The organism is Prosthecobacter fluviatilis (assembly GCF_055388355.1).
Window position 1 is genome coordinate 1,882,724 of sequence record NZ_AP043782.1, and the last position, 26,443, is coordinate 1,909,166.

A 26,443-nucleotide genomic window follows, 5' to 3' on the forward strand; every position below is an offset into this window, starting at 1 on the left:
CGGGGTATTTGCGGGATGAACAAGAATGGCAGACGCAGTCTGCTTCCTGAATTCCTTATTTTAAAATCAGTTCATGCCGGGCGCAGCGGAAGAGCACCAAACTGAGACTCAGCACACAACACCTCCTCGTCATTGATGAGCAGCGGATCCCCCTTCTCATCAAGCCGGATGCAACGAGTGCTCAGAACAACCCACGCTATGACAAGGCAGGCGGCCAGCAGCAGGAAGAGGCGGAATGCTTTCATCGGCTGCTCACTGCAGGAGCGCTATGAAACCCTGATGAAACGGAGATGAAATGAAGGTGAAAAATCGTATTTCATAATTCCATGCCTGCCGCAAAGAAACTGACTGGGGATGGACGTTGGTTTCCAGTTATCTCCCGACCACGCCATGCCACGATTCATCCTGCCCCTTCTTGTTTGCAGCAGCCTGCTGAATGCCGTCGATGTGCCGCCTGCCCTGCGTGAACACCCCCTGCCTGATGCAGCCAGGCTGCAGGATGCCCAGGGACACGACAACGGTGTCCGCTTTGTGGATCTAAACGGCGACGGCCATGAGGACATCGTGCTTTCCAATGCGCGTGAGTATGGCGTGTTTCTTTTTGTTCCGAAGGAGCGTGCCAAGAAGGGCCTGCAATGGGATGAAGGCTGGTCCCAGGTGATGCGAGAGGGCAAGGCCGGTGACGCTAACAGCCTGCCCCTGATCGTGGACGCTGACGGCAGCGACAGCGGTGTGACCTTTCACGATGCTGCCATGTGGAGGGGAGAGAAGAAACTGGTGCCGTTTGCCGAGCTGCTCAAAGTGCCCGGGCCTGCGCCGAAGTCTCCCGAGGAGTCGCTCAAGGCCATGCATGTGAAGCCGGGCTTTGAGGCGATGCTGGTAGCGGCCGAGCCGCTGGTGCAGGACCCGGTGTTCATGGACTGGGATGCGCAAGGCCGCATGTGGGTGGTGGAAATGGGAGACTACCCCTTTGCCCCCGGTGAAAAGACGAAGGACGGCAGCGTGGGTCAGGACAAGGTATCCAAGCTGCAGGAGGGCCGCGTGAAAATCCTGGAGGATACGAATGGCGACGGAGTTTACGACAAGTCCACCCTGTTTCTGGACGGGCTGAAGCATCCCACAGGCCTCGCACCATGGAAGAACGGCGTCTTCATCGCCAACATCCCGGACGTTTTCTACGCGGAGGACACGGACGGCGACGGAAAATGCGACAAGCGCGAGACGTGGTTCACCGGATTCACCGCAGGAAATCCGCAGCATCTGGTGAACGGCTTCTGCTGGGGGCTGGATGGCTGGTTTTACGGTGCGAATGGTGACAGCGGCGGTGACATCACCTGCGTAAAGACGGGGAAAAAGGTCGCGCTGGGCACGAATGATTTTCGCTTTGATCCGCGCACCGGCGACTTTGCCCTGGAGGGCGGCCGCAGCCAGTATGGCAAGTGGCGTGACGATTTTGGCAACTGGTTTGGCAACAACAACAGCACCATCGGCTGGCACTACTGGCTGCCGTTTCGCTATCTGGAACGCCATCCCGAAGTGGTGGCCAAAGCCGTGCGCAGCGACATGAACGGTGAGAAGAGACTCTATCCCGCAAGCCCGCCAGTTAGACGCTTCAATCAAGGTAGCGCAGTGAACACGCTGACCTCCGGATGTTCGCCGATGCCGTTTCGTGACAGCACTTTTGGCACCGACGGCACCCAGGTGATCTTCATCTGCGAGCCTGCAAACAACCTGGTGCACCGCGAGGTGCTGAGCTACGACGGCGGCACCATCACCAGCAAACGCCATCCGGGGGATGTGGAGAGCGAGTTCCTGGCCAGCGAAGACAACTGGTTCCGACCCAGCATGGCACGCACGGGACCAGATGGCGCGCTGTATGTGGCGGACATGTACCGGCTGGTGCTGGAGCACCCGGAGTGGATCCCGGCGGAGATCGCGCGCGGTCTGGAACTACGTGCCGGGGAGGATCGTGGAAGGATTTATCGGATCGCAAAAACCGGAGCCCCCAAAGGCAAGACTACGGTGAGCGATCCTGCAGCCGCGATGGCATCAGGAAATGGGTGGGTGCGTGACACGGCGCAGCGGCTGCTGATTGAGCGAAATGAAACGTCTGCGGTGGCAGCCCTGAAGCCGCTGCTGGGCAGCGCGCCGGCGGTGCGGGTGCAGGCGGCGTTCACCCTGATGGAACTTGGAGGCATGAGCGCTGATGAAGTGTTTGCCCAGATCCAGCCGCTGAAGCCGCTGGTACGCGCAGGCGCCCTGACGGCCACTGGCACGAAATCAGATGCCGTACTGAGTGATTTTGAAAAAGCGCTGCTCAATCAGGCACCGCAGAAAACGCCCATGAAAGCAGTGATGCCGGTGATCACAAACCAGAACCAGGACCGGCAGAAAGTGGTGGCCAGATATGTGGCAGATGCGACGTCCCTTCGTGGTGATGCAAAGCGTGGTGCAGCGGTGTTTCAGAAGGTGTGCATGGTGTGCCACAAAGTGCGGGATCTGGGCGTGGAGGTGGGACCTGACCTGACAACGGTGGCCACCAAGCCTCGGGAGCAGCTTATTGAAGCCATCTTTGATCCGAACCGCGCAGTGGAGCAGCGTAACGCGGCTACGCAGGTGACTAAGAAGGACCAGACGATGATCGTGGGCCAGCTGGCTGCTGAAACACCGGGGAATGTCACGATCCGGCTGCCGGGCGGCGCAGACATCGTCGTGCTGCGCACGGAGATTCAGGCCATGAAAACGCTGACGACTTCGATCATGCCAGAGGGCCTGGAAAGCGTGCTCACCGCGCAGGAGGTCGTCGATGTGCTGGCTTACATCGGCAGCAGGCAGTAAGCCGAGAGGCTGCTGGCATCGATCTTGGGCGGCACGTAAAAATGAAGCGAAAGCTGCAGCTGTGTGCTCTGCTGTTCTGAGCTCATATGCAAGCAGCCTCTGCGTTGAATCGAAGGCTCCAAACATCCGTCCCAGTCACACTGCAACCAGACAACGACTGGCGTGTGCTGGAGGCCGCGTGAAACTGATGAGACTGAACAACTGGCTGTTTGCATAAAACCGCGCAGCCACCGCGAAATGTTCTAAGGCTACTTCACATCACGCCACAGCCAGCGCAGGGCTTCGGGCAGCATGGGAGCCATGCCTTTGCTGCCGTGAAAGCACTTGGTCCAGTCGATGCGGAAGTCATAGCTTTTGTATTTGAGAGCGGCGGCCATCTGCTTGTTGGCGATGGGCCAGTTGCCAAACTTGTTGTCGAGGTCATTCTCGCCATCAAGGAGGTAGAGGCGGATGGGCTTGCGGTCGCCAGCGCGGATCAGCGAGGGATAGACGTCCCCGCCTCTCAGATCGACGAAGGAGCCGACCCAGGAGAGGACTTTGCGGAATTTGTCAGTCCGCTCCCAGGCGACGGTGAAAGAGCAGATGCCGCCGGAGGAGCCACCTGCGATGGCCCAGGCTTCCGGCTGCGGTCGAAACTTGGTCTGGTAACGTTTGACGACCTCGGGGAGGATTTCATCGATCAAGAAGCTGGCATAAGCCGGCCCGAGCGAATCGTACTCAAAGCCACGGTTGGCAGCCTTGGCACCCGGCGGCTGCTTCTTGAAGCGTCCTGGGTCAATGAAGACACCGACAGTGCGCGGCATCTCTTTTTTGTGGATGAGGTTGTCAAAAACCACCGAGGCCCGCATGGAGCCATTGGGATCCACATGGCGTGAGCCATCCTGCCAGACCATGAGACAGGTTTCCTCTCCGGGAGTGAACCCAGCGGGCAGGTAAACCGTCACGTCGCGCACTGTGTCTGGAAAGACCTCGCTCGTCTGCCACACAAACTTTTCCAGCCTGCCCTGCGGCACATTTTTCTGCGGCAGGCTGTCGGCAGTGTATTCAAAGTGCTCGACATGCACGGTGCCAGCAAGGCGGGGCATTCCCTCGGACTCCACGCGGTAGCCGGTTTCGGTGAAGTTGGGCATATCAGTGACCAGCACCTGGAGGCCTTCATCTCCCAGCATGACCATCTCCCCGATCAAAGTACCATTCTGCTGTACGACACGGGCAGGCTTGGGATCCATGATGGCCCAGGCGACCGTAGTGGCCTCGATCTTAGCCGCGGCCCTGCCCTGCATCAGATTCTGCCGTCCAAAGAGACGTATGACCTGATCATGCAGAGTCTTTTGCGATTCAGGAGCCAATGATTTGCCCAGGGATGCCAAAATTTGCCGAGGCGTAATGGTGACAGGCGCACCCGGTTTGTTTTGAGCGGCACAGAGGCCACTTGCACAGAGGAACAACGAGAGGAAGACAACACGCATGAGTGTATTCCTAACGACATCTGGCGCGGCGGAATATCGCTGAATTGCCGCGATGCCGCCTGAGTGATCCATTGAGGGAGGAAATTCCCCTTTTTGTTTTACAGCGATGCCGTGAACGGTGTTCTGGCTTGAGGCAGTGCAGCCGTGCGCAGACGAGCTTCAATGCCTTCCATCATGGCGCGGACGTGGCGCCATTTCGTGCGGTCACGCATGAGTTCCATGCTCTTTTCATACGATCCCCACTGGATGACCTCGATGTCCACATGACGCACCCCCCAGTTGTCCATCATGCTGCGGCTGGGTTTGTACAAATCAATGGTTCCCGTGCCGACAAGAGCGCTGCCATAGTCGTCCACCACGTAGGTGATGCCGGGCTGGCCAGCGATACGGAAAAGTGTGCCAACAGGAAAGCGCGACCAATCTGCAGCAGCGCTGCGCACATTGCCAAACCGCAAATTCGTGCCAATCGCATTCTTAACCCCATAAATAAGATGGTCGCTCTCGTTGTGCGTGTAAGCAGTGGTGCGCACGCGCATCTGAGAATTGCGATACAAATTTGAGGAAAGCATCAGCGGCGGTTTCGGATCATCGATCACGAAGGTGTAACGCTTGATTGCACCAGGACGAAATGGAGCATTGTTTGCCAGTGCTTTACGCACCTCGTACTTAACCCCAGTCTGAAGGGGTGCTGATGTCTTGTGGCGCATCTCCTTCCACGCAGAAATCAACGATTGTTTGGGCAGTGCACAGGCATTAAACGATGCCAAAATGACACCACAGAGGCCAGAGGTGATCAAACGTGAGTTGTACATGGCTTATTTTTGTTTATAGAGAAAAATTTACTGTAATTTTCATATATCCTCAATATAAAAAGAATATTTTTTAGACCCTTAAAGCTTAACAGGTCTTAATTTCCATAATTAAACAACTGCTTATGACCTTCCATCCGGTCCCCTAATCAGAGAAAACCCGCACTACTCAGCCTGGCCTTCCCACAGCTTGCGCCAGTGGTCGAGGCGCTCTTTGATACGGGCTTCCAGGCCGTTGGCGGTGGGGTCGTAGTACTGGCGGCCGCCTTCCAGGCAGCGCTGAGGGACGAAGCCGCCCTCGTAGTTGTGAGGATAGAGGTAGCCTTCGCCGTGGCCAAATTCCTTGGCGGCCTTTTTGTGGTGGGCGTCGCGGAGGTTCTTGGGCACGGGGAGGGTGCGGCCGTTTTTCACGTCGTCCAGAGCGGCATCGATGGCCATGTAGGCGCGATTGCTCTTGGGGGCGGTGGCATTGTAAACGGTGGCGTGGGCCAGAATGATGCGGGCCTCCGGCATGCCGATGAACTCGACGGCCTGCTGCGCGGCGACGGCGACGCGGAGGGCATTGCTGTCGGCCATGCCGATGTCCTCACTGGCGGCGATGACAATGCGGCGTGCGATAAAGCGGATGTCTTCACCAGCGTAGAGCATCTTGGCCAGCCAGTATAGCGCGGCATCGGGGTCTGAGGCGCGCATGCTCTTGATGAAGGCGCTGATGGTGTCGTAGTGGGCGTCGCCATCGCCATCGTAAACAACGGTCTTTTGCTGCACGGACTCCTCAGCGGCGGCAAGGGTAATGACGATCTCGCCTGCTGCATCCGGTTGAGTGGAGAGGACAGCGAGTTCCAGGGCATTGAGGCAGCGGCGGGCGTCGCCATCGGCCACGGTGGCGAGATGGAGGCGTGCGTCTGGCTCGATGCGGGCGTGCATGCTGCCGAGACCGCGATCGGCGTCTGCGAGTGCGCGGTCGATGAGAGCTTCGAGATCAGGAATGCCGAGCGGCTCCAGGGTGAAGACCTGCGAGCGGCTGACAAGGGGGCTGTTGACGTAGAAGAAAGGATTGTGCGTGGTGGCACCGATGAAACGAAGGGTACCGCGCTCCAGGTGCGGGAGGAGCACGTCCTGCTGCGCCTTGTTGAAGCGGTGGATCTCGTCCACGAAGAGGACGGTGGTCTTGTTGTAGAGGCGGAGGTGGTGGCCGGCGTTTTCGGCCTCCTTGCGGATGTCTGCCACGCTGCTCTCCACGCCGCTGAGAGTGACGAAGCGTGACTTGGTCTCCTGGGAGATGATGTTGGCGAGGGTGGTCTTGCCGACGCCGGGCGGCCCGTAGAGGATGATGGAGGAAAAGCGGTCTGCCTGCACGGCGCGGCGGAGGAGCTTTCCCTCGGCGAGGATGTGCTGCTGGCCGACATATTCTGCCAGAGTGCGTGGCCGCATGCGCGAGGCCAGCGGGGCGCCTGCATGATGCACCACGGCGGCCGCACGGGGCGGCTCGGGTGGCGGGGGGGCAAAGAAGTCGTCGCTCATGCGGAGGGCAGCTGCATGAATGACGCGGAAACGCTCCGGCGGCAAATCGCAGTTTGCACCGGGGCGGGTTTCATGCTCGATAAGGCTCCAAGATGAAGCTCTCCAAAAAAGCCGAATACGCCCTCCGCGCCCTGGTGGCGATGGGGCGTGAGCGCGAGGGGACGAATTTTTCGATTCAGGACCTGGCCAGTCAGGAACACATCCCGCTGAAGTTTCTGGAGCAGATCCTGCTAGCGCTGAAGAATGGCGGGCTGCTGCGCAGCAAACGCGGCGTTGGCGGCGGGTACCAGCTGGTGACGCATCCGGCGCGGATCACGCTGGGAGAGGTGGTGACGCTGTTTGACGGGCCGTTTGATCCGGTGCCGGGAGCGGAGCACGATGCGCTGGGCCAGGTGTTTGGCGGGCTGCGAGACCAGGTGACGCAGTGGTTTGCGGAGAACACCATCGCACACATCATTGCGCAGGAGCAGCCGCGCGGGGCGGTTTCGTTTGATATTTGAGCCAGGCAGATGAGCCGACGGCATAGACGCCGGCTCATGGGATGTGAAATTATTTGCCGCTGAAGAGCCACATGGCGAGCAGGAGCGTCCAGAGGATGTTGAAGGTCTGGCCACCAAGGAAGGCGAGAGCGGGCCTGCCGCCGCCGAGCTTGAAGAGATCGCCGATGCGGGTTTCGAGGCCGATGCAGACGAAGGCAGCGGCGAACCAGACCTCGCGCAGGCCTTTGAGCGGCTTTGCGGCGGCCTCGGCGACCGCAGGCGGCACGAAGTAGGAGAAGACGACGGAGGCGATGACGAAGCCGATCACAAATTTGGGGAAGCGCTCCCAGATCAGGCCGATGGAGGGCCTTTTCCCCTGCCCTGCCCCGCCTTTGCCGCCCCGCATGGTCCACCAGATGGAGAGGATGAAGGCGGCGACGCCGATGAGGACGTTTTGGGAGAGCTTGACGATGACGCCTACCTTGGTGGCGTTTTTGCCCACCTGCTCTGTCGCGGCGGCGACGGAGCCGCTGGTGTCCAGCGTGCCGCCGATCCAGGCGCCGCCGACGGCTTCCGAGAGGCCCATGGACTTGATGGCCCAGGGCATGACCACCATCATGGGCACGGCGCAGAGCAGCACGATGGAGGTGACGTAGGAGAGCTTTTTGCGGTCGCCCTGAATGGCACCACAAGCGGCGATGGCGGCGGAGACACCGCAGATGGAAACGGCCGTGGCGAGCATGACGCCGAACTCGTCATCAACGTTCAATTTGCGAGCGATGAAGTAGCAGACATACCAGACCACCGGAATGACGAGCGCGGCCTGGATGAGGCCTGGGAAGCCGGCCTTCATCATCTCCGGGAGGAGGATGGTGGCACCGAGGAGCACGATGCCGACTTTGATGAAGAACTCGGTGCGCACAGCTTCGCGCAGCCACTCAGGCACTGGCAGCAGGTGGCTCCAGAGCAGGCCCAGGCCGAGGGCAAAAACCACGTATTCAAGCCCCCAGGCCTTGATGCCTGCGTGGGCGGCGATCCACTGGGCGAACCAGCCGAGGATGAACACCACGACGGCACCGGTTAGGAATGCGCCGATTTTTCTGCCCAGAGAGGCCGCGAGAGCGAGACCCGAGATGCCGAGAAAGACGGCCAGCAGAACGGCGCTGACAGCGAAATTGTCGGGGGTGAAAGCCTTCGACATATCCCCCATTCCGCTCCAGCCCCAGGCGGGAAGCTTGGGGCTCCAGCCGCTGCCTACAGCGATCAGAACCGGAAGTGCGGCCAAGACGGCCAGCCAGTCTTCATTTTGCCACCAGTGGGCGGGAGCGGTTCCAGGAGTGGGATAGGCGGAGTCTGAGGCGGCGGAGTTGGCTGACATGTGTGTGTAAAAAAAATCGCGGCGGGAAAACCGCCGCGATTCAAACGCATGCCGGAAGGCCTATTTTACTGCCAGTTGCCAAAGGCATAGGGGTTGTTGCCGGGCTGTGGGCCGTAGCCGTTCCCGGGATAGTAGCTGCTTGGCTGGGTGTAGCCGTAACCGGGGTTCCGATTGTAGCTGGGAGCGCAGTTAGGCTGGCTGTAGCCGGGCTGTGAGTAGTAGCCCTGCTGCGGCGGATAGCCGCGCTGACTGTTCCCGATCATGCTGCCAGCCAAAGCCCCCAGCACACCGCCGATGGCGGCACCTTCCAGGCCACGGTGACGTTGATTGCCGATGATGCCACCTGCCCCGGCTCCGATCAGCGCCCCGGCGACGGTGCTGCCGGCGGGAGAGCGCCCGTAGCCACCGCCGTAGCCGCCATTATAACCGTAACCGCCGCCCCCGTAGCCGTAGCCATAGGGATCTGCGCAGGAGGTGAGGCCGAGGCTCAGGAGGAGAGCTCCAAAGGTGAGCGAACGAACAAACGAAGTCTTCATAGGGTGGTGAGGTGAATCTTGTCCTGCACTCTGACGCCCGCCGACGCGGACTATTCGAATTTTTTTGCGCAGCCCGGTCTAAAGTATCGCCACAGTTGCAAAAAGCGGCGTCTGCGGCTGGATGGGTGCCACCATGAAGCTCCTCCCAGTCCTCCTGATTTCCACTCTGGCTGCCTTTGCCCCGCTCGGGGCGGCAGATTCGTATGACATCGTCGTCTATGGCGGCTCCTCGGGGGGCATCACGGCGGCGATCCAGGCGGCGCGGATGGGTAAGACGGCGGTGTTGATCGAGCCGACCAAGTTTCTCGGCGGGCTGACCACGGGCGGACTGGGCGCGACGGACATCGGCAACAAGAAGGCGATCGGCGGCATGTCGCGGGAGTTTTACGCCAAGGTCTTCCAGTACTACAACGAGCCCGCGAAGTGGCAGCACCAGACGCGCGAGGAATACTTTGCCAAGAAGCAGCACGGCAACACCGGCACGGAGGATACGATGTGGACCTTTGAGCCGCATGCGGCCACGGAGATTTATGACGCGATGCTGGCCACGGTGAAGGACAAGGTGACGGTGGTCTTCAGCGAGCGGCTGGATCTCAAAAAGGGCGTGGTGAAGGAGGGCACACGGATCACGAAGATCATCATGGAAAGCGGACGCGCCTTTGAAGGGAAGATGTTCATCGACGCCACGTATGAGGGCGACCTGATGGCCAAGGCGGGCGTGAGCTACGCTGTAGGCCGCGAGGCAAATGCGCAGTTTGGCGAGACGATCAACGGCGTGCAGAAAGTCAAAACCATCCATCATCAGTTCGTCAAAAATGTGGATCCGTATGTGAAACCCGGCGATCCGAAGAGCGGTGTGCTGCCAGGCATTGATCCCGGCGACATCGGCGAAGATGAGAGCGGCGACCGCAAGCTGCAGGCCTACAACTTCCGCATGTGCACCACCGACGTGCCGGAGAATCGCCGCGACTGGGAGAAGCCTGCCAATTATGACGAGAAGTGGTTTGAGCTGGCGCTGCGCAATGTGGAGGCCGGTGACGAGCGCATCTCCTGGGCCCCCACGTGGATGCCAAACCGCAAGACGGACACGAACAACAACTTTGCCGTCAGCACGGACTTCATCGGGCAGAACTTTGAGTATCCGGACGCCGACTATGAGACGCGCGCGAAAATCTGGAAGGCGCATGAGGACTGGCAGAAGGGGCTGATGTGGACGTATGCGCACCACCCGCGTGTGCCGGAAAAGATCCGCGCGGCCTTCCAGAAGCTGGGGCTGGCGAAGGATGAGTTTAAGGACAACGACAACTGGCCGCGCCAGCTCTACGTGCGCGAGGCGCGTCGCATGATCGGCGGCTATGTGATGAGCGAGAAGAACTGCAAGCGCCGTGAGATCGTGGAGGACAGCGTGGGCATGGGGGCCTACAACATGGACTCCCACAACGTGCAACGCTACATCACCAAAGAGGGCTTTGTGCGCAATGAAGGGGACATCCAGATCGGCACGCGCCCCTATCCGATCAGCTACCGCAGCATCACGCCGAAAGCGGAGGAGTGCACCAACCTGCTGGTGCCTGTGTGCCTGAGCGCCACGCATATTGCGTATGGCAGCATCCGCATGGAGCCGGTATTCATGGTGATGGGCCAGAGCTCCGCGACGGCAGCGGTGATTGCCATCGACTCCGGCAAGGACCTGCAGCAGATCGACTACGCCAAGCTCAAGGAGAAGATGCTGGCCGACGGGCAGGTGCTGGACTTTGAATCTCCGCCGGTGCCAGAGCATGTCTCCATCAGCAAGGAAAAGTTGGGCGGGATCGTGGTGGATGACAGCGAGGCGGAGCTGACCGGCTTCAGCAGCGAAGGCCACACCACGCCGGGCTTTGTGGGCCAGGGCTACCGCCATGATGGCGACACTGCTAAGGGCGAGCAGAAGGCGCGCTTCATTCCGGATCTGCCCTCAGCGGGGAACTACCGCGTGGCCATCACCTACACCGCGCTGGCCAACCGTGCGGACAAGGTGCCTGTGGTGATTCACTACGCAGGCGGCGAGAAGACGATCGTTGTGGACCAGAAGAAAAAAGCCCCGGAGAAGGATGTGCTGCTGCCGCTGGGGACGTTCTCCTTTGAGAAAGGAAAAGGCGGCTGGGTGGAGGTGCGGAATGAAGGCACCAAGGGCCATGTGATCATTGATGCGGCGCAGTGGGTGCTGGAGAAGTGATTTGGTTTAAATGAGGAAAGCAGGTGTCTGATGATGTCCTGCTTTCCTCAACACGCCCATTCACTTCGGCCGCTTCAGCTCAAACATGTCCTTGGTATGGCAGTACCAGTTGGGGCTCTGCATGCGGCCGATGGGGTGGTAGTTGGCGGGCTTGATAAGCCAGGTGGCAGGGTCAAAGATGCCATCGCGGACGTGGACGCGGAGGACCTCGCCGATGATGAGGCGGTTGTCGCCGATCTCGATGATGCTGTGGCTTTTGCACTCCAGACTGGCGGGGGCTTCGGCAATGCGCGGTGGTTTGACGGCACTGCTTGGCAATGCGGTAAGGCCGGCGTGGAGAAGCTCATTTTCGCCCGGAGGAAGCGTGGCAGCACAGAGGTTCATTTTTTCGGCGAGAGCCTCGTCGACGAGGTTCACGACGAACTCGTGAGTGAGGCGGATGTTGCGGGCGGTGTCCTTGGGGACACCAGCGGATCGGTCGCCGGGGCAGATGGCCACGATGGGTGGTGAGTCTCCGAGGACATTGAAGAAGCTGAAGGGGGCGGCGTTGACACGGCCTTCAGGATCGACGGTGGTGGTGAGGGCGATGGGGCGCGGGGTGACGAGTCCAGCGAGGATCATGTAGGCGTCTTCGCGGAGAGGGCCGGTGAGGTCGAGTTCCATGGGAGTATTGGTTGCAGCAAGGCATCGGGAGTCAGGAGCCTCCCCCACCTTGTTACGATGCAGACTCTGCGGCGGACTCCGCGCGATAGGCCTGTGCGAGGAGCGTGACTGGCTGGGTGACTTCGTGGCAGGGATGGCTGCTACAGGAGCGCAGGCCGCTGGCGATTTGCAGATGGCAGCCGGGATTGCTGGTGGCGACGACGGGGGCTCCGGCCTGGCGGAGGTTTTCAACTTTCCGAGTGAGCAGCTTCTGGCTCTGCTCGGGCTGGGTGATGTTGTAGATGCCTGCGCTGCCGCAGCACCAGTTGGACTCGGGCAGTTCTTTGAAGGTGAGGCCTGGAATGCTGGCAAGGATCTGGCGCGGCTGCGAGACGACTTTCTGACCGTGGCAGAGGTGGCAGCTTTCGTGGTAAGTGACCTCAGAGACGCCTGCGCCAGCTGTGGGCTTGCGGAAGCGGATCTGCACGAGCCATTCGTGGATGTCCTTCAGCTTTTTATCCCACTGCTCCGCCTTTTCTGCGTAGAAAGGATCGTCGTGCAGCAGATGGCCGTAGGTTTTCAAATGGGAGCCGCAGCCGCCGGCGTTGGTGATGATGGCATCGAGAGAATCGAGATCGAAGCTGTCGATCTGGCGACGTGCGAGTTCGCGGGCGAGCTCGAGCTCGCCATTGTGCGCATGCAGTGAGCCGCAGCAGCTCTGCGAGCGCGGGGTGATGACCTCGCAGCCGTTGGCGAGCAGGACATCGGCGGTGTCTCGGTTGATGTTTGAAAAAGCGAGGTCCTGAATGCATCCGGTGAGCAGGCCGACGCGATAGCCTTTGCTTTCCTGAGGCTTTTCCTCAGGCCAGATGAGATCGTCTGAGAAATGCTCGACGATCCTGGGAGTCTGAGGCTCCAGGGCAGCCAGTGAACGGGGCATGAGGCCGAAGAAGCGTAGCCTGCGCATGAGGCGGTCGAGCCCGGTGCTCTGATACACATGCAGCACACGGCCGATGAGGCGCAGCAGCCAGGGGCGCATGAAGATTACATTGAGCGATAGCCAGCGCCAGAAGCCGCGCTGCATGCCGTCGTCCACCTGAGCCTGCTCGACCTCGGCGCGGGCGGTTTCAAAGAGTTCGGCGTAATTCACCCCCGCAGGGCATGCGGTCTGGCAGGCGAGGCAACCGAGGCAGTAGTACATCTCGTCTGAGAGCGCCTTGGTGACCTGGAGGTCGCCATCGGCCACAGCACGCATGAGGGAGATGCGGCCACGGGGGCTGTTGCGCTCCATCTTGGTCTCCACGTAGGTGGGACAGGTGGGCAAGCACATGCCGCAGTGCATGCACTGCTGGAGCACGGAGTAGTCGATGGATTGGAGGAGGTTTGCAGAAGCCATGTTTCTTTCCTCAATCAAAAATCTTTCCGGGGTTCAGCAGGCCCTGGGGGTCGAGGGCTTTTTTGATGCTGCGCATGAGTTCATAGCTGCCCTCTCCGAGCTGGCGCTTGAGAAAGTTCTTTTTGGCGAGGCCTACACCGTGCTCACCAGTAACAGTGCCGCCGACGCGGATGGTCTCCTCGACGATCTCCTCCAGCGCGGCTTCGATGCGATGCATCTCTTCATGGTCGCGCTCGTTGGTGAGGAAGGTGGGGTGCAGGTTGCCATCGCCAAGATGGCCGAAGGTGCCGATCTGCAGCTTGTGCTTTTTGGCCACGGCGTCGATGAAGGCGACCATGGCGGCGAGTTCGCTGCGCGGGACGGTAACGTCTTCCAGAATGGTGGTGGGGCGCACGCGGGCGAGTGCGGAGAAGGCATTGCGGCGAGCAGCGGCGAGCCTGGCTCCCTCAGCTTCATCGGCGGCGGCGCGGACATCGCGCGCGCCATTGGCTTTGGCGAGGGCCATCATCTGTGCGGCCTCCTCTTCGACAACAACGGGGTGGCCGTCTGTCTCCATGAGCACGAGGGCCTCCACATCGGTGGGCAGGCCGATCTTGGCATAATCCTCCACGCACTGCACGGTGACGCGATCAAGGAACTCCAGCGTGCAGGGAATGATCTTGGCGGCGATGATGGCGGAGATGGTTTTGGCGGCGTCCTCCATGGAGTCGTAAAGGGCGAGCATGGTTTTACGCGCCTTGGGACGGGGTAGCACTTTGAGAATGACCTCGGTGATGATGCCGAGCGTGCCCTCGCTGCCGATGAAGATGTCCTTCATGGAATAGCCAGCCACGTCTTTAACGCATTTGTTTCCGAGAAAGGTGAGCGTGCCGTCAGGCAGCACGACCTCAAAGCCCATGACGTAATCGCGCGTGACGCCGTACTTCAGGCCGCGAAGACCGCCGGAGTTTTCGGCCACATTGCCCCCGATGGTGGAGATCTTCATGGAGCCGGGATCCGGCGGATAGAAGAGACCGACCTTGGCGCAGGCATCGTCGATCTCCTTGGTGATGACACCGCTTTGTGCACGAAGCGTGAGGTTTTTTTCATCGACCTCGATGAGCTTGTCCATCTTCACAAGACAGATGACGAGACAGCCCTCCAGCGGGACGCTGCCGCCACTGAGGCCGGTGCCGGAGCCGCGAGTGACGACGGGGACATTGTTGCGCCGGGCGAGCTGGACGCACTCGGAAACCTCCTCGGCAGTGAGGGGAAAAACAACGGCGCCAGGGCGCTGCTTGAGAGCGGCTGTGCCGTCAAAGCTGTAGGGGACGAGGTCTTCGTCAGAGGTCAGCACCCGGTCGGGCGGTAAGATTTCCTTCAAGGACTGAATAAAGCGGGCTTCAATTTTGTTCACGGCGGAGCATTCTGGAGAGTTCGTGCTAGAGCGTCAACGCGCGCTGTGGTTGATTATGATCACATGAAATTCAATCAGCTCATTCGTTTCGCCCCCATTTATCAAAGCCGCGTCTGGGGTGGCCGCCGCATGGAGACACTGCTGGGCGCGACGCTGCCCGATGAGACGACTCCGTTTGGCGAGGCGTGGACGGTATGCGACCGGCCTGAGGCGCCAAGTGTGACGGTGGACGGCAGATCCCTCAATGAGCTGTGGACCAACCACCGCGAAGAGGTGTTTGGCAAGGCGCTTGTCTCATCGACGAGCCCGACTTTCCCCCTGCTAATGAAGGTGCTGGATGCATGCGATGATCTCTCGATCCAAGTGCACCCGCCGGCAAGCATGGCGGAGGCGCTGAAGGGCGAGCCGAAGACAGAGATGTGGTTCATCGCGCATGCCGACCCGGGTGCGAAGATCTACGCCGGGCTGAAGCCGGGAGTGACCCGGGCAGATTTTGAAACAGCACTGGCGAACGGCACCCTGGCGGATGTTGTACATGTGATCGAGGCGCGCACGGGCGACTGCCTTTTCATTCCCAGCGGGCGGGTACACGCGATCGGGGCGGGCCTGCTGATCTATGAGATCCAGCAAAACAGCGACACGACCTACCGGGTGTTTGACTGGAACCGCGTGGGCCTGGATGGCAAGCCCCGCGCGCTGCATGTGGAGGAGAGCCTGCAGAGCATCGACTTCAACGACTTTGAGCCCGGAGTGCAAAATCTGGAGGCAGACGGCACGCTGGTGAGATGCGAGCACTTTGACGTGAAACTGCGCAGCGAGGCTGGCGAAGCGGGTGCTGAGGGTGAAAGCCTGACGCTGGCTGTGGTGAGCGGCGAGATCGACGTGGGCGGCACGATGCTGAAGGCGGGTGATTTTGCGCTGGTGCCCGCGTGCCTGAGTGCCGAAGCACGCAAAGTCAGTCCCATCAGCGCTGGCAGCCAATGGCTGGAGATCCGTGTCCCCTGATGAACGGCTACTGACTGCCTGAAGCTGGCGGAGCAGGCTTTTTCACCTCGACGGCTGGCGCCTCCTTTTGGACTTCAGGGGCAGCTGTTTCATTTGGCTTTGCCGTTGTCGCTGGAGGGGTGGCTTTTTTGACTTCCAGCACGGGGGCCTGTGCAGGCTTGACCTCCGCCGCAGGTGAAGCCGTTTTTTTGGCGTCTGCCATGGACTTGTCAGCAGTTTTGTACGCAGGGTCCTTGGGAGTGCTGGGCACAGCGATGAATTTGGCCTTTTCGGGATCCATTTTCGGAAGCTTGCCCTGAGGCACGGGAGGCAGCTTTTTCTCTGGCACCGCCGGCTTGTAAGAGGTGCTGGCAGAGGGGGGAGCCCCCCCCTTTTTCAGCTCAGGCTGGGCCTCCTCCTTGCCGCAGGAGACGAGGATCAGAGCAAGCAGGCAGATGCAAGGCTTCATACGCTGCGAATAGACACCGACCGGGCGTGGGCATCAAGCCCCTCGACGGCGCTGATGGCTCGGACGACGGGCTCCGACTTGGCACAGCTCTCGCGGTCCAGACGGATGATGCTGGTGCGGCGCTGGAACATGTCTGCGGTGATGCCGGGGAAGGATTTGCCGGAGCCGCCTGTGGGCAGCGTGTGGCTGGGGCCCGCAAGGAAGTCGCCCACGGCCACGGGGGAGTAATTGCCAAGGAAGATAGCACCAGCGGTGCGGATGAGGGGCAGTATGTCCTGCTCCCGCGTGGTGATGAGCGTGAGGTGCTCTGGCGCAAAATCATTGGCCAGACGTGCTCCCTCTTCCAAGCTGGGTACGAGCATGAGAAAGACTCCTTTTTCCAGCACGGGGGCAAGCTGGGCCTGACGGCTGAGCGTGGCGGACTGCTCGGCCACCTGCGCGACGACAGCATCGAGAAGGGCAGCGTCGTCGGTGAGGAATCCGGCCATGCTGTCCTTGCCGTGCTCGGCCTGGGCGAGGATGTCTGCGGCGATGAAGGCGGGATTGCCCGACTTGTCGGCAAGGATCAGGACCTCGCTGGGCCCGGGGAGGAGATCGATGGAGACGACGCCGAAGGCCTGACGCTTGGCCTCGACGACGTAGCTGTTGCCGGGACCGAAGATTTTGGTGACGGGACGGATGGTCTCGGTGCCAAAGGCGAGCGCAGCGATGGCCTGGGATCCGCCAATTTTATAGACCTCGGTGGCTCCTGCGAGCTTGAGCGCGGCGAGTAGACCGAGATTGACGGTTCCGTCCCGGCCACAGGGGGTGCAGACGACGATCTCCGGCACGCCTGCGGCTGCGGCGATGGCGACGGTCATGATGGAGGTGGAGACAAGCGGGGCGGTGCCTCCAGGGACATAGCAGCCCACGCGCTCGAAGGGGTGATAGATCTCCCCGACGGTGGCTCCCTGTTCGTTTTTGAAGCTCCACTCCTGGCGCAAGCTGCGCTTGGCAAAGGCGGCGACGTTGCGCTGGGAGGACTCCAGCGCGGCCTTGAGGGTGGCGTCTGCGGCATCCCAGGCGGCGTCGAGCTCGGATTGGGACACGCGCATCTGGGCGGCGGTCAGCTTGGCACCGTCAAACTTTTCCACAAGCTCCAGCACGGCGGCATCCCCACGCTCGCGCACGGCCTTGATGACCCCTGAGACGACCTCACGCACGGAGTCGCTGGCTTCGGCACGGCGGTTGAGAGCAGAGGCGGCGGCGGGGTAGCCTGGGTCGGTATGGCGGATGATTTTCATCGGGGGTGTTTACGTGGCGGGGGCGGGATTGGAGTCAAGAGGTCAAGTGGTCCTGTAAATAGACTCAAGGCGCCCACCAACTCAATCTGCGTCTCCGCCTGCATCAAAGTCATCGCCGAAATCTTCGTGCGCGCCACAGGTATCCGGCTCAGAAGCGGCATCGACAGAGCGGCGCGCACGTAAAGCCCTGCGGCGTCTCCCATGAAGATAAGAAGCAAGGGCAATGCCTGCCATCAGGCCTAGGATGACCAGCAGCAGCATTATCGGCCAGCCTCAGAAAGGTTTACGGCACCACTTCGCCGGAGCCTGTATAGACCCACTTCTCGACGCGGCCGTTTTTGATGCGGGCCTGGGCTTCAGTCTCGAATTTGCCGAACATGGTCTGAGTTTCGTACTTCACGATGACCGTCCAATATTCAGTGCCATCGATTTTTTCCTGCGCCACATCCCCCCAGGACTTGATGTTGTCGGGTTTGATTTCGGTGACTTCGCCGGATTTCATGCTGGCAAGAAGCAGCGGATAGGTGCCGTCGGCATCCTTGACGGGCTTGTCGTTGCTGCTGCTGCCGCCAGTAGAGGCTGCGGCTGGGGCGTTTTTGGCACGCTCCGCAGCAGCCAAACGGTATTCGTGCGACTTGCGTGCATTTTCCGTCTGCACGACCTTGACCTGCTCATAAGCGGCGGTGAAGACTTCCTTGAAGTCGGTGTCATCCATGGCGACCAGCCCCCGCATGGGCGAGCCTGCGGAGGCACCCACCACAAGATTGGGGCCTTCCTGGCCCATAACGAAGATTTTAGTGCCCGCCTTGAAGGTGGTGGCCGCAGTGGCCTTGCCCATCTGCATCTTCAGTTCCAGGTCTTTCTTCATGGTGACCTGCTTGGGCGTGTTAAAGAAGCCTTTTGGCACCACAGCCCAGTTCTGGGTGAGCTCGTCCACGGGCGGGAAGACGGGAGCGACGAACGCGTTCGGATCCACCGGCGGCGGCTCAGGAGCCTTGGTCATTTCGGGTTTTGGCTCCTCGGGCTTCATCTCAGGCTTCGGTTCCGGCTTGGTCTCGACCACGACCACCTTCTCCTTTTTGGGCGGTTTTGGCGCTGGAACGACGGCCACTTCCTGCTTGGGCTCCTCCTTTTTGGGAACGTGCTTCGTGAATTTCATGGCATCAGCGAAAGGCGGATACACATACTCGTAGGAGACGTAACCAACGGCGATGGCCAGGGCGATGACAAGGAGGGGTTTCATGGCAGTAGGGATTCTAGGAGAGTGGCCGGAGATAATCAACCACCCACATGCAGCATTCTGAAAACGCCCCAGCCGGGAATTTCTTGGGCTTGATCTCCCCTTCTCACGCGGCTTGTACGGGCATGCCTGAAGACGTGATCAGCGTGCGAGGCGCACGGCAGCACAACCTCCAAAACATCGATGTGGACATCCCACGGCACCGGCTTGTGGTGCTGACGGGGGTGAGTGGCAGCGGGAAGTCGTCCCTGGCCTTTGACACCCTTTTTGCGGAGGGGCAGCGGCGCTATGTGCAGAGCCTGTCGGCCTACGCCCGGCAGTTTCTGGGACAGATGGAAAAGCCGGACGTGGATTTCATCGAGGGGCTGTCCCCGGCGGTGGCGATCGAGCAGGTGCACTCGAATCCAAATCCGCGCAGCACGATCGCCACGGTCACAGAGATCTACGACTACCTGCGCGTGCTGTACGCGGTGGCCGGGCAGCCGCACGACCCGCAGACAGGGGAGCGGCTGCACCGCAGCACGCCGCCAGAGATCGCCGACAAGGTGCTGGCGCTGGGCGAGGGCACGCGGCTGGTGGTGCTGTCCCCCCAGGCGCCCGCGAGTGCGGCGGACACGCGGACGCTTTTTGAGAAACTGAAACGCCAGGGCTTTGTGCGGGTGCGGCTGAACGGCACCGTGGTGGAGCTGGAGGAGGCGCCTGCACTGGATGACGACCAGATGCAGCAGGTGCAGGTGGTGATCGACCGCCTGGTGGTGCGCGGGGACTCGCGCCAGCGGCTGATGGAGGCGATCGAGAGCGCGCTGCACTGGAACGACCGCGAGGTGCAGTTTCTGGTGAACCTGGACGGCAGCGAGGAGGTGCTGAGCTACACGACGGCTTTTGCCAATCCGCGCACGGGCTACACGCTGGAGAGGCTGACGCCACAGCATTTCTCTTTTAACACGCACCTGGGCGCATGCCCGGCCTGCGAGGGCACCGGGACCACACCCACGCCGGACCCGACGCTGCTGGTGCCGGATGAGAGCGTGTCTCTGGCCAAAGGGGCAATCAAGGCCTGGTGGGCACGGCACCCGACGGTGAAGCAGATTTTCAACCAGAGTGTCGAGGCGCTAGCGCGGCACTATGGCGCGGCGACGGATGTGCCGTTTCGGGAGCTGCCGGCAGAGTTTAAGCAGGCGCTGTTTCACGGCACGGGCAGCGAGGCGATCAACACCGGGTGGAAAAAGGCAGACAACAAGCGCAGCGTGGCCAAGCCTTTTGAGGGGCTGCTGCCGGAGATCGCGCGCATGTATGCAAGTGCCGAGAGCGATGTGCTACGTGCCTCCCTCTCGCGCCTGATGAATCCGCAGCCCTGCGCGACGTGTGCAGGCATGAGATTGAGGCCGGAGTCGCTGGCGGTGAGGTTGAGTTCCAAGTTCAAGGTTACAGGTTCCAAGCTGGAGGCCGCCGAGGGCTTGAACATCCATGAGTTTACCGGGCTGCAGGTGCGCGATGCGCTGGAGTGGATGCGGGAGCTGGAGGTGACGGAGCAGCAGAAGCAGTATGTGGGCGAGCTGCAGCGGGAGGTGGTGAAGCGGATCGAGTTTCTGGAGCAGGTGGGGCTGGGGTATCTGGCGCTGAACCGTGAGAGCGGCACGCTCTCGGGTGGCGAGATGCAGCGCATCCGGCTGGCTTCGCAGATCGGGGCCGGACTGGCAGGGGTGCTGTATGTGCTGGACGAACCGAGCATCGGCCTGCATCCGCGCGACAATGAGCGGCTGATCCGCACGCTGCTGCGGCTGCGCGACCTGGGAAACACCGTGCTGGTGGTGGAGCATGACGAGGCCACCATGCGCGCGGCGGACTACATCATCGAGCTGGGGCCAGGAGCGGGCACACATGGCGGGAAGATCACCGCACAGGGAACGCCTGCGGAGATCGCGGCCAACGAGGCATCAATCACCGGGGGCTTTCTCAGCGGCCGGAAACGGATCGAGGCCAAGGCACTGCCTGAGACGCTGATCGCCGAGAGCCGTGAGCCGACCCGAGGGCACGCGCTGACGATCCACAATGCCACGGCGCACAATCTACGGAATGTGACCGCCGCGTTTCCACTGGGGGCTTTCACCTGTGTCACTGGCCCGTCTGGCAGCGGCAAATCAACGCTGGTGGACGACATTTTGATGCGTGCGCTGCGCCGCCATTTTTACGACGCCAAGGAGATTCCCGGTGCGCATGAGAAGATCACGGGGCTGGAGCAGCTCGACAAGGTGGTGGTGATTGATCAATCGCCGATCGGCCGCAGTCCGCGCTCAAATCCTGCGACCTACACCGGAGCATTTGGGCCGATCCGCGAGCTGTTTGCGCAACTTCCTCTGGCGCGCATGCGCGGCTATGATGCGGGGCGCTTCAGCTTTAACACACCCGGTGGCCGCTGTGAGAAATGCGAAGGGGATGGCGTGATCAAGATCGACATGCACTTCCTGGCGGACGTGTATGTGACGTGCGAGTCGTGCAAAGGAAAGCGCTATGGCGCGGAGACGCTGGAGGTGACCTTCAAGGGCAAGAACATCGCCGAGGTACTGGACATGACGGTGAGCGAGGCGCTGCGTTTTTTTGATCGCAGCACCACCATCTCGCCCAAGCTGCGCACGCTGGAGGAGACGGGGCTGGGCTACATCAAGCTGGGGCAGAGCGGTGCGACGCTCTCTGGCGGCGAGGCACAGCGCATCAAGCTCAGCGCCGAGCTGGCCAAACGCAGCACCGGCCGTACGCTGTATGTGCTGGACGAGCCCACCACCGGCCTGCACAGCGCGGACATCCAGACACTGCTGGGCGTGCTGCTGCGCCTGCGGGATGCGGGGAATACGCTGATCGTCATCGAGCATCATCTGGACATGATCCGCAGCGCGGACTGGATCATCGACCTCGGTCCGGGTGGAGGCAGCGAAGGCGGATATGTGCTGGCCACAGGAACGCCAAAGCAGGTGGCGGCGAATGAGAAGAGTGTGACGGGGAGTTTTTTGAGGGCGTGAGGAATGATGCAGGCACGCTGGCCTGCATCGAACACCTCATATCTCCAAACTGCGGGCAGGAGTGCCCGCATCACTCACTTCAGAGCCCGCACCAGTGGCTTGCCCATGCACATCGGGGGCTCCTGGATACCCAGCGCTGCGCTCAGGGTGGGGGCGAGGTCGGTGATGCTGAACTCGTCGGCGTAGCGGCCAGTTTTGAAGGGGGCGCCGTAGAAGATAATGGGGATGTGGGTGTCGTAGGAGAAGGGGGAGCCGTGGGTGGTGCCGGTGGCGGGCTTGCCAGTGCCGGCAATGAGCCAGGGCTTGAGGATGATCACGGCATCGCCGCTGCGCTCGCCATTGAAGCCGTTGGCGATGCGCTGGCCGATGACGCCGGGGGCGCGGCCTTCGAGAAGCTGCTGGCGGCCGTAAACGGCATGTACCACGCCGGTGGAAAGCGCCCACTCACGGATGAAGTCGGTGAGCACTTCGGGCTGCAGTTTTTTCTCGGCCAGGACGGCGTGGTCGAAGTAGAGGTTACCTTCCACGAGGCGGGGCTTGAGGCTGCCTTTGGGAGAGAGGAAGTAGCGGCCTTCGCCAAAGCGTTCGGCGACTTTGGCCTGCAACTCCACAAGCATGTCTGTGACTGACGGACGTCCGCCATCGAGCCCCTGCTCCTTGGCGTTTTCTGGATTGGGAGCCACGCCGTGGTCGGCGGTAAGCACCATGACCACATTGGCCAAACCGACTTTTTTGTCGAGGTAGGCAAAGAGTTCCTTCAGCTGACGGTCCAGGCGCAGAGTCATGTCATGAACTTCCTGGGAGTAGGGGCCGAACTTGTGGCCGCAGTAGTCGATGGATGAGAACGAGACGCAGAGCAGGTCGGGGTTGCTCCCCTGCCCCAACTTCTCTCCTTCGATGGCAGCCTTGGCAAACTCCATGAGGAGCTGGTTGCCATAGGGAGTGGAGAGGATGGGCTCGTAGCCTTCCTTCTCTTCCTTGATGACCTTGTGCGGGAAGGTGCTGCCTTTTTCGCCAGCGAGGTGGCTCTCTCCGGCGGACTCGTCAGACTCGGAATACTGCTTCTCTTCGAGAAGGCGCTCCCAGGTCTGACCCACGAAAGCGTCCGGGCGCTTGCTGTCATTGAAGGCCTTCACCCAGGCAGGCAGCTCGTTTTCATAGTAGCTGCTGGTGATGAAATTGCCCGAAGCGGACTCGAACCAGTAGGCACCCGTGGGCTTTTTGCCGGCAGGCAGGATGGCGCCGCGATCTTTGACGGACATGCTGACCACCTTGGAGCCCCAGTGCAGGCGCATCTGGTCCGCCACGGTGGCTCCGGTAAAATTGCGCGGGGACATCTTGCCGGCCTTGGCGTCGGGCTTGGTGCCCACGCCGGTGACGTCTGCGTCCTCCACGCAGTACATCATCCCCCCGCTGCGCTTGTCGAACCAGTCATTCCCAATCACTCCATGCATCATGGGGGAGCTGCCGCTGAAGAAGCTGGCGTGTCCCGGCGCGGTGATGGTGGGGTAGTAATTGTACTGCGCAAAGGTCATGAAGGCCCCTTTGTCTGTGAGCTCGCGGAGGCCGCCCTCGACGAACTGGGAGTGGAAGCGGTCAAGGTAGTCGTAGCGCAGCTGATCCACGAGGATGGCGACCACGAGCTTGGGAGCCTTGGGTGGTGCGGCCTTGGCGGTGGCGAGGCCAGCCACGAGGGCCAGGAGGGGGAGCAGTGTCTTGTGCTTCATGGTGGAAATGGAGAGCAGTAAACACAGGCAGCGAGGTCAGTGTTTCAATGACTTTAAGCAAGCAGGAGCACGTGCACGGCGAACCAGAAGCACAGTCCCTGCTTGAACTCACAGGCAACCGCAGGCATCAGGACCGCGTAGGAAGTCCAAACGAATGAGCAAAGCTGAACCCAGCCGTCTGGCGGCACATGTGAAGGGCATCTCCAAGAGCTTTGGAGACGGGGGGGCACGGCTGCAGGTGCTCAAGGAAATCGATCTGGACGTGCGGCGAGGAGACATCACCATGCTGGTAGGGCCTTCTGGCTGCGGCAAGACGACGCTGATCAGCATCATCGCAGGCACACTGAAGGCGGATGACGGCGAGCTGCAGGTGCTGGGGCAGGATCTGCGAAAGATGTCCACTGCGCAGATCACGCGATTCCGGGCGCAGCACATCGGCTTCATCTTCCAGTCCTTCAATCTGATCCCGACACTGACGTGTGTGGAAAATGTGAGCGTGCCGCTTCTCATTCAGGGAATGTCCGCGTCGAAGGCGGAAAAGCGTGCCAAGGAGGTGCTGGCGCAAGTGGGGCTGGGAGAGCGCACAAAGCACCGCCCCTCGCAGCTCTCAGGCGGGCAGCAGCAGCGAGTCGCGATCGCCCGAGCGCTGGTGCATGAGCCGGAGCTGATCATCTGCGACGAGCCCACCGCCGCGCTGGACGCGAAGAACGGGCATGTGGTGATGGAGCTCTTTGAGCATGTCGCGCGCGGGAATGACCGCGCGGTGCTGATCGTGACCCATGACAACCGTATTTTTCACCATGCGAACCGGATCGCGAACATGGACGACGGACGTGTGGTGGAGATCCATGATGTGGATGCCAACAATCCGCCGCCGGAGCATCTGAAGCATGTGGAGAGGCTGTGAGAAAAGTTGACCAGTTGGGCCGCAACTGGCTTTCCCTCACTCCGATTGCGGCACGACCGGGCTGCCTTCTTCGCCTTCCTTCTGCGACTGCTTGAAGTCTGGAAGCGAATCAAGATAGAGGGCCTCGACTTTATCACGCGCCCAGGGGGTACGGCGGAGAAAGGTGAGGCTGGATTTGATACTGGGCTGCCAGTTGAAGCAGTTGATCGGGATCATGCGCCCAAGCATTTCCCAGCCGTAATGCTCAACGAGCTGCGTGACCATCATCTGGAGGGTGATGCCATGAAGGGGGTTTTTGGGGCCTGCGGCGTGCATGGTGAATGTTTACCTGGTTTTATTTTTCCGGCAATTGGCCTTTCTTCGCGGCTTTGACCATCTCTGAGTGCGCTTTCACATCCAAAGTTTTCACTTTGACATAACTGCCGTCGAAATAGGCGCGAGCGCCAAGATAATAGCCTGTGTTTGCCCCTGTGATTTCGAGCTTTCGCTCACGCAGCACAAAACTGAGGTTGGTCTCATCAGACTTATCCTTGTCGATCCCTTTGTCACTGTACCATCCTATGGGGGCGTTCCAAACGGCGACACCCGAGATATCCCCACCATGCGAAGTAGGCCCGCGCACCACCGAAATGGAGAAATAGAGATGCCCGCCTTCCTCCGCCACTTCCACACGCCCGCCCCTGCTGTCGGAATAGACACCGCTGAGTGTTTCATCCTTCCATTCATGGATCAAGCCCTTCAGCCACTCGGAGCGCTCATCCTCCAGACCGGCGGCGGCCTCCAGATACTCCGGCGCATCCAGCGGCAGATCATCCTGGCCGCCGGCCCCGGTAAACAGCGGTGAGCGCGCGAGGCAGTCTCGATATTCCACCCAGGAGCGCTGGTCTTCCTTAAGCTTGTTGAAATCCTTTTCCGGCAGCTTCCGCTTCACCGCCGCCCAGGCTTCATTCAGGGCGCGGTCTGCTTTGTCGAAAAGCACCTTTGCAGCATCACGGGTGAGGGGTTTTTCTTCAGCGCGAGCGGAGCCTGTGCCAGCCGTGATGAGCAGCAGCAGGGAGAGAGCTGAAATCGCATGGCGCATGTGGCATCAGATTAGCTGAGGGCTTGGGAGTGTCCACGTTTTGCCTCGGGTTTCTTTTGGTTTCCTGATCATCAGGAAGCGGCTGATTTTGAATACATCTTCACGCCTTGATAAACAATGTTTTGTCTCTAGCCTCCGCCGACTCAGCCCCTTTTTTATTCCTATTTTCATGCATCTCTACGATCAATTCATCCAATGGGCCGGCAGCCTGAATGCACAGCAGGTGGCGGACTGGCTGAGACAGCTGGAGTGGAATCGCGTGGTGCCAGAAATTTCGGGCAAGTTCATCGGCTTTCTCCTTGGATTTGGCGCGAGTTGGTTTCTGCTGTTTCGCCGGCACCTGAGGGCGCTGGACCGGCTGCGCCGCGGAGACTCGGATGACGTCTTATTTCAGGCACACTTTCTTGCTCCGATTGCGGGATCCGACAAATACATGCTGCTCTTCCGCAACCTGATGCCCAGCACCACGGTCAATGATCTCTATGACAATCCTGCCGCGCGGAAAATTGTGCGAGAAATGGCAGACATCACCACGCTGCGGAAGCCTGTGCTGCGAACAGAGGGCACACTGGGTTTTGAAGTGCTCAACGACGCTTTCAATCACATCGCCGGACATCTGGCCATCACTCCATTCCCCCGCGAAACATGGATGTTTGCCATGACCTGCGAAGACCGCCAGGTGGTGCGACGCAAATGCGTGCGCTGCTTCCTGGTGCGCCCCGCCGAACTGGAGCGCTTTGCGAACTGGCGCTGGTGCCGCGACAACGTGGTGTGCGAACAGCCTTGGCACTGGTACCGTATCGTGGCGCTGCATCAGCTAGCCACCGTGTGGCAGGAGGAGGAAAAAGCCACGCAGAATCCGAACCCAAAAACGCAGGGGATGCCGCTGGTGGACAAGCACGCCACCCACCGCCGCGTGCGTGCGATGTCTGCAGGCATCTTTACCAACGAGAAACCCGTGGGCATGCCGACGGAGATCGACTGGCCTTCCAAGGAATGGGAGCTGAAGAAACTGGGGCTAGACCTGAATACACCTCCAGGTGCGTAAGGAGG

Annotated in this window: 22 protein-coding genes; 7 read left to right on the forward strand and 15 right to left on the reverse strand. The window is 60.7% G+C overall.

The genetic code is table 11. The features are described 5' to 3' along the window. Window positions 1-71: 71 nt before the first annotated feature. Window positions 72-245, reverse strand: coding sequence for a hypothetical protein (locus ACZ5WW_RS07320; protein WP_377172143.1), 174 nt, complete (start codon window positions 243-245; stop codon window positions 72-74). Window positions 246-390: 145 nt separating this feature from the next. On the opposite strand from ACZ5WW_RS07320, the gene ACZ5WW_RS07325 reads away from it, so the two are divergent. After that, entirely contained in the window at window positions 391-2,838 is a 2,448-nt protein-coding gene (locus ACZ5WW_RS07325; RefSeq protein ID WP_377172141.1) for a PVC-type heme-binding CxxCH protein, read from the forward strand. A gap of 248 nt (window positions 2,839-3,086) precedes the next feature. Here the strand turns inward: ACZ5WW_RS07325 and ACZ5WW_RS07330 are convergent, their stop codons facing one another. From ACZ5WW_RS07330 to ACZ5WW_RS07340, 3 genes are all read right to left on the reverse strand, one after another. After that, window positions 3,087-4,067, reverse strand: a complete 981-nt coding sequence (locus ACZ5WW_RS07330; RefSeq protein ID WP_377172139.1) for an alpha/beta hydrolase — start codon at window positions 4,065-4,067, stop codon at window positions 3,087-3,089. 338 nt (window positions 4,068-4,405) lie between these two features. Next, window positions 4,406-5,119, reverse strand: coding sequence for a 3D domain-containing protein (locus tag ACZ5WW_RS07335; protein ID WP_377172137.1), 714 nt, complete (start codon window positions 5,117-5,119; stop codon window positions 4,406-4,408). Window positions 5,120-5,281: 162 nt separating this feature from the next. After that, window positions 5,282-6,640 (reverse strand): replication-associated recombination protein A, encoded by a 1,359-nt coding sequence (locus ACZ5WW_RS07340; protein ID WP_377172135.1) that lies wholly within the window; start codon window positions 6,638-6,640, stop codon window positions 5,282-5,284. 92 nt (window positions 6,641-6,732) lie between these two features. Between ACZ5WW_RS07340 and ACZ5WW_RS07345 the strand changes: the two genes are divergently transcribed. Next, window positions 6,733-7,140 (forward strand): RrF2 family transcriptional regulator, encoded by a 408-nt coding sequence (locus ACZ5WW_RS07345; protein WP_377172133.1) that lies wholly within the window; start codon window positions 6,733-6,735, stop codon window positions 7,138-7,140. A 49-nt stretch (window positions 7,141-7,189) separates the two neighbouring features. Here ACZ5WW_RS07345 and ACZ5WW_RS07350 read toward each other — a convergent pair whose 3' ends face one another. Both ACZ5WW_RS07350 and ACZ5WW_RS07355 read right to left on the reverse strand, forming a co-directional pair. Next, window positions 7,190-8,497, reverse strand: a complete 1,308-nt coding sequence (locus ACZ5WW_RS07350) for a YeiH family protein (protein WP_377172131.1) — start codon at window positions 8,495-8,497, stop codon at window positions 7,190-7,192. Window positions 8,498-8,562: 65 nt separating this feature from the next. Next, a complete protein-coding gene (locus ACZ5WW_RS07355) occupies window positions 8,563-9,033 on the reverse strand; it encodes a YMGG-like glycine zipper-containing protein (protein WP_377172129.1) in 471 nt (156 codons plus the stop codon). 133 nt (window positions 9,034-9,166) lie between these two features. Between ACZ5WW_RS07355 and ACZ5WW_RS07360 the strand changes: the two genes are divergently transcribed. Continuing rightward, window positions 9,167-11,248, forward strand: a complete 2,082-nt coding sequence (locus tag ACZ5WW_RS07360) for an FAD-dependent oxidoreductase (RefSeq protein ID WP_377172127.1) — start codon at window positions 9,167-9,169, stop codon at window positions 11,246-11,248. Window positions 11,249-11,308: 60 nt separating this feature from the next. Here the strand turns inward: ACZ5WW_RS07360 and ACZ5WW_RS07365 are convergent, their stop codons facing one another. The 3 genes from ACZ5WW_RS07365 to ACZ5WW_RS07375 are packed head-to-tail and all read right to left on the reverse strand — an operon-like array spanning window position 11,309 to window position 14,682. Next, window positions 11,309-11,911, reverse strand: coding sequence for a flavin reductase family protein (locus ACZ5WW_RS07365; protein ID WP_377172125.1), 603 nt, complete (start codon window positions 11,909-11,911; stop codon window positions 11,309-11,311). A 52-nt stretch (window positions 11,912-11,963) separates the two neighbouring features. Then, on the reverse strand, window positions 11,964-13,286 hold the full coding sequence (locus ACZ5WW_RS07370; RefSeq protein WP_377172123.1) for a (Fe-S)-binding protein: 1,323 nt from the start codon (window positions 13,284-13,286) through the stop codon (window positions 11,964-11,966). A gap of 10 nt (window positions 13,287-13,296) precedes the next feature. After that, on the reverse strand, window positions 13,297-14,682 hold the full coding sequence (locus ACZ5WW_RS07375; protein ID WP_377172121.1) for an FAD-binding oxidoreductase: 1,386 nt from the start codon (window positions 14,680-14,682) through the stop codon (window positions 13,297-13,299). A 63-nt stretch (window positions 14,683-14,745) separates the two neighbouring features. Here ACZ5WW_RS07375 and ACZ5WW_RS07380 point away from each other — a divergent pair, with 63 nt between their 5' ends. Further along, window positions 14,746-15,687, forward strand: coding sequence for a type I phosphomannose isomerase catalytic subunit (locus tag ACZ5WW_RS07380; protein ID WP_377172119.1), 942 nt, complete (start codon window positions 14,746-14,748; stop codon window positions 15,685-15,687). A gap of 7 nt (window positions 15,688-15,694) precedes the next feature. Here the strand turns inward: ACZ5WW_RS07380 and ACZ5WW_RS07385 are convergent, their stop codons facing one another. The 3 genes from ACZ5WW_RS07385 to ACZ5WW_RS07395 all read right to left on the reverse strand — a co-directional run bounded on the left by ACZ5WW_RS07385 (window position 15,695) and on the right by ACZ5WW_RS07395 (window position 18,661). After that, window positions 15,695-16,135, reverse strand: a complete 441-nt coding sequence (locus ACZ5WW_RS07385) for a hypothetical protein (protein WP_377172117.1) — start codon at window positions 16,133-16,135, stop codon at window positions 15,695-15,697. Then, window positions 16,132-17,418 (reverse strand): histidinol dehydrogenase, encoded by a 1,287-nt coding sequence (hisD, locus tag ACZ5WW_RS07390; RefSeq protein WP_377172115.1) that lies wholly within the window; start codon window positions 17,416-17,418, stop codon window positions 16,132-16,134. The genes ACZ5WW_RS07385 and hisD overlap by 4 nt, the downstream gene beginning before the upstream one ends. Window positions 17,419-17,701: 283 nt before the next feature. Beyond that, window positions 17,702-18,661: a hypothetical protein gene (locus ACZ5WW_RS07395; protein ID WP_377172113.1), complete on the reverse strand. Its 960-nt coding sequence runs from the start codon at window positions 18,659-18,661 to the stop codon at window positions 17,702-17,704. A 122-nt stretch (window positions 18,662-18,783) separates the two neighbouring features. Between ACZ5WW_RS07395 and uvrA the strand changes: the two genes are divergently transcribed. After that, window positions 18,784-21,675 carry an excinuclease ABC subunit UvrA gene (gene uvrA / locus ACZ5WW_RS07400; protein ID WP_377172111.1) on the forward strand — a complete coding sequence of 964 codons (2,892 nt, stop codon included), beginning with the start codon at window positions 18,784-18,786 and terminating at the stop codon, window positions 21,673-21,675. A gap of 74 nt (window positions 21,676-21,749) precedes the next feature. On the opposite strand, the gene ACZ5WW_RS07405 is transcribed toward uvrA, so the two are convergent. Beyond that, window positions 21,750-23,402: an alkaline phosphatase family protein gene (locus tag ACZ5WW_RS07405; RefSeq protein ID WP_377172109.1), complete on the reverse strand. Its 1,653-nt coding sequence runs from the start codon at window positions 23,400-23,402 to the stop codon at window positions 21,750-21,752. A gap of 154 nt (window positions 23,403-23,556) precedes the next feature. Between ACZ5WW_RS07405 and ACZ5WW_RS07410 the strand changes: the two genes are divergently transcribed. Continuing rightward, window positions 23,557-24,309: an ABC transporter ATP-binding protein gene (locus ACZ5WW_RS07410; protein WP_377172107.1), complete on the forward strand. Its 753-nt coding sequence runs from the start codon at window positions 23,557-23,559 to the stop codon at window positions 24,307-24,309. Between the two features lie 36 nt (window positions 24,310-24,345). Here the strand turns inward: ACZ5WW_RS07410 and ACZ5WW_RS07415 are convergent, their stop codons facing one another. Both ACZ5WW_RS07415 and ACZ5WW_RS07420 read right to left on the reverse strand, forming a co-directional pair. Then, complete coding sequence (locus tag ACZ5WW_RS07415) at window positions 24,346-24,624, reverse strand: VF530 family protein (RefSeq protein WP_377172105.1); 279 nt, start codon at window positions 24,622-24,624, stop codon at window positions 24,346-24,348. Window positions 24,625-24,643: 19 nt separating this feature from the next. Beyond that, the gene (locus ACZ5WW_RS07420; RefSeq protein WP_377172103.1) at window positions 24,644-25,390 is read right to left on the reverse strand and encodes a lysozyme inhibitor LprI family protein; all 747 of its coding nucleotides are present in this window, start codon (window positions 25,388-25,390) and stop codon (window positions 24,644-24,646) included. 169 nt (window positions 25,391-25,559) lie between these two features. Here ACZ5WW_RS07420 and ACZ5WW_RS07425 point away from each other — a divergent pair, with 169 nt between their 5' ends. Next, on the forward strand, window positions 25,560-26,438 hold the full coding sequence (locus ACZ5WW_RS07425) for a hypothetical protein (protein ID WP_377172101.1): 879 nt from the start codon (window positions 25,560-25,562) through the stop codon (window positions 26,436-26,438). The last annotated feature ends 5 nt before the right edge of the window (window positions 26,439-26,443 follow it).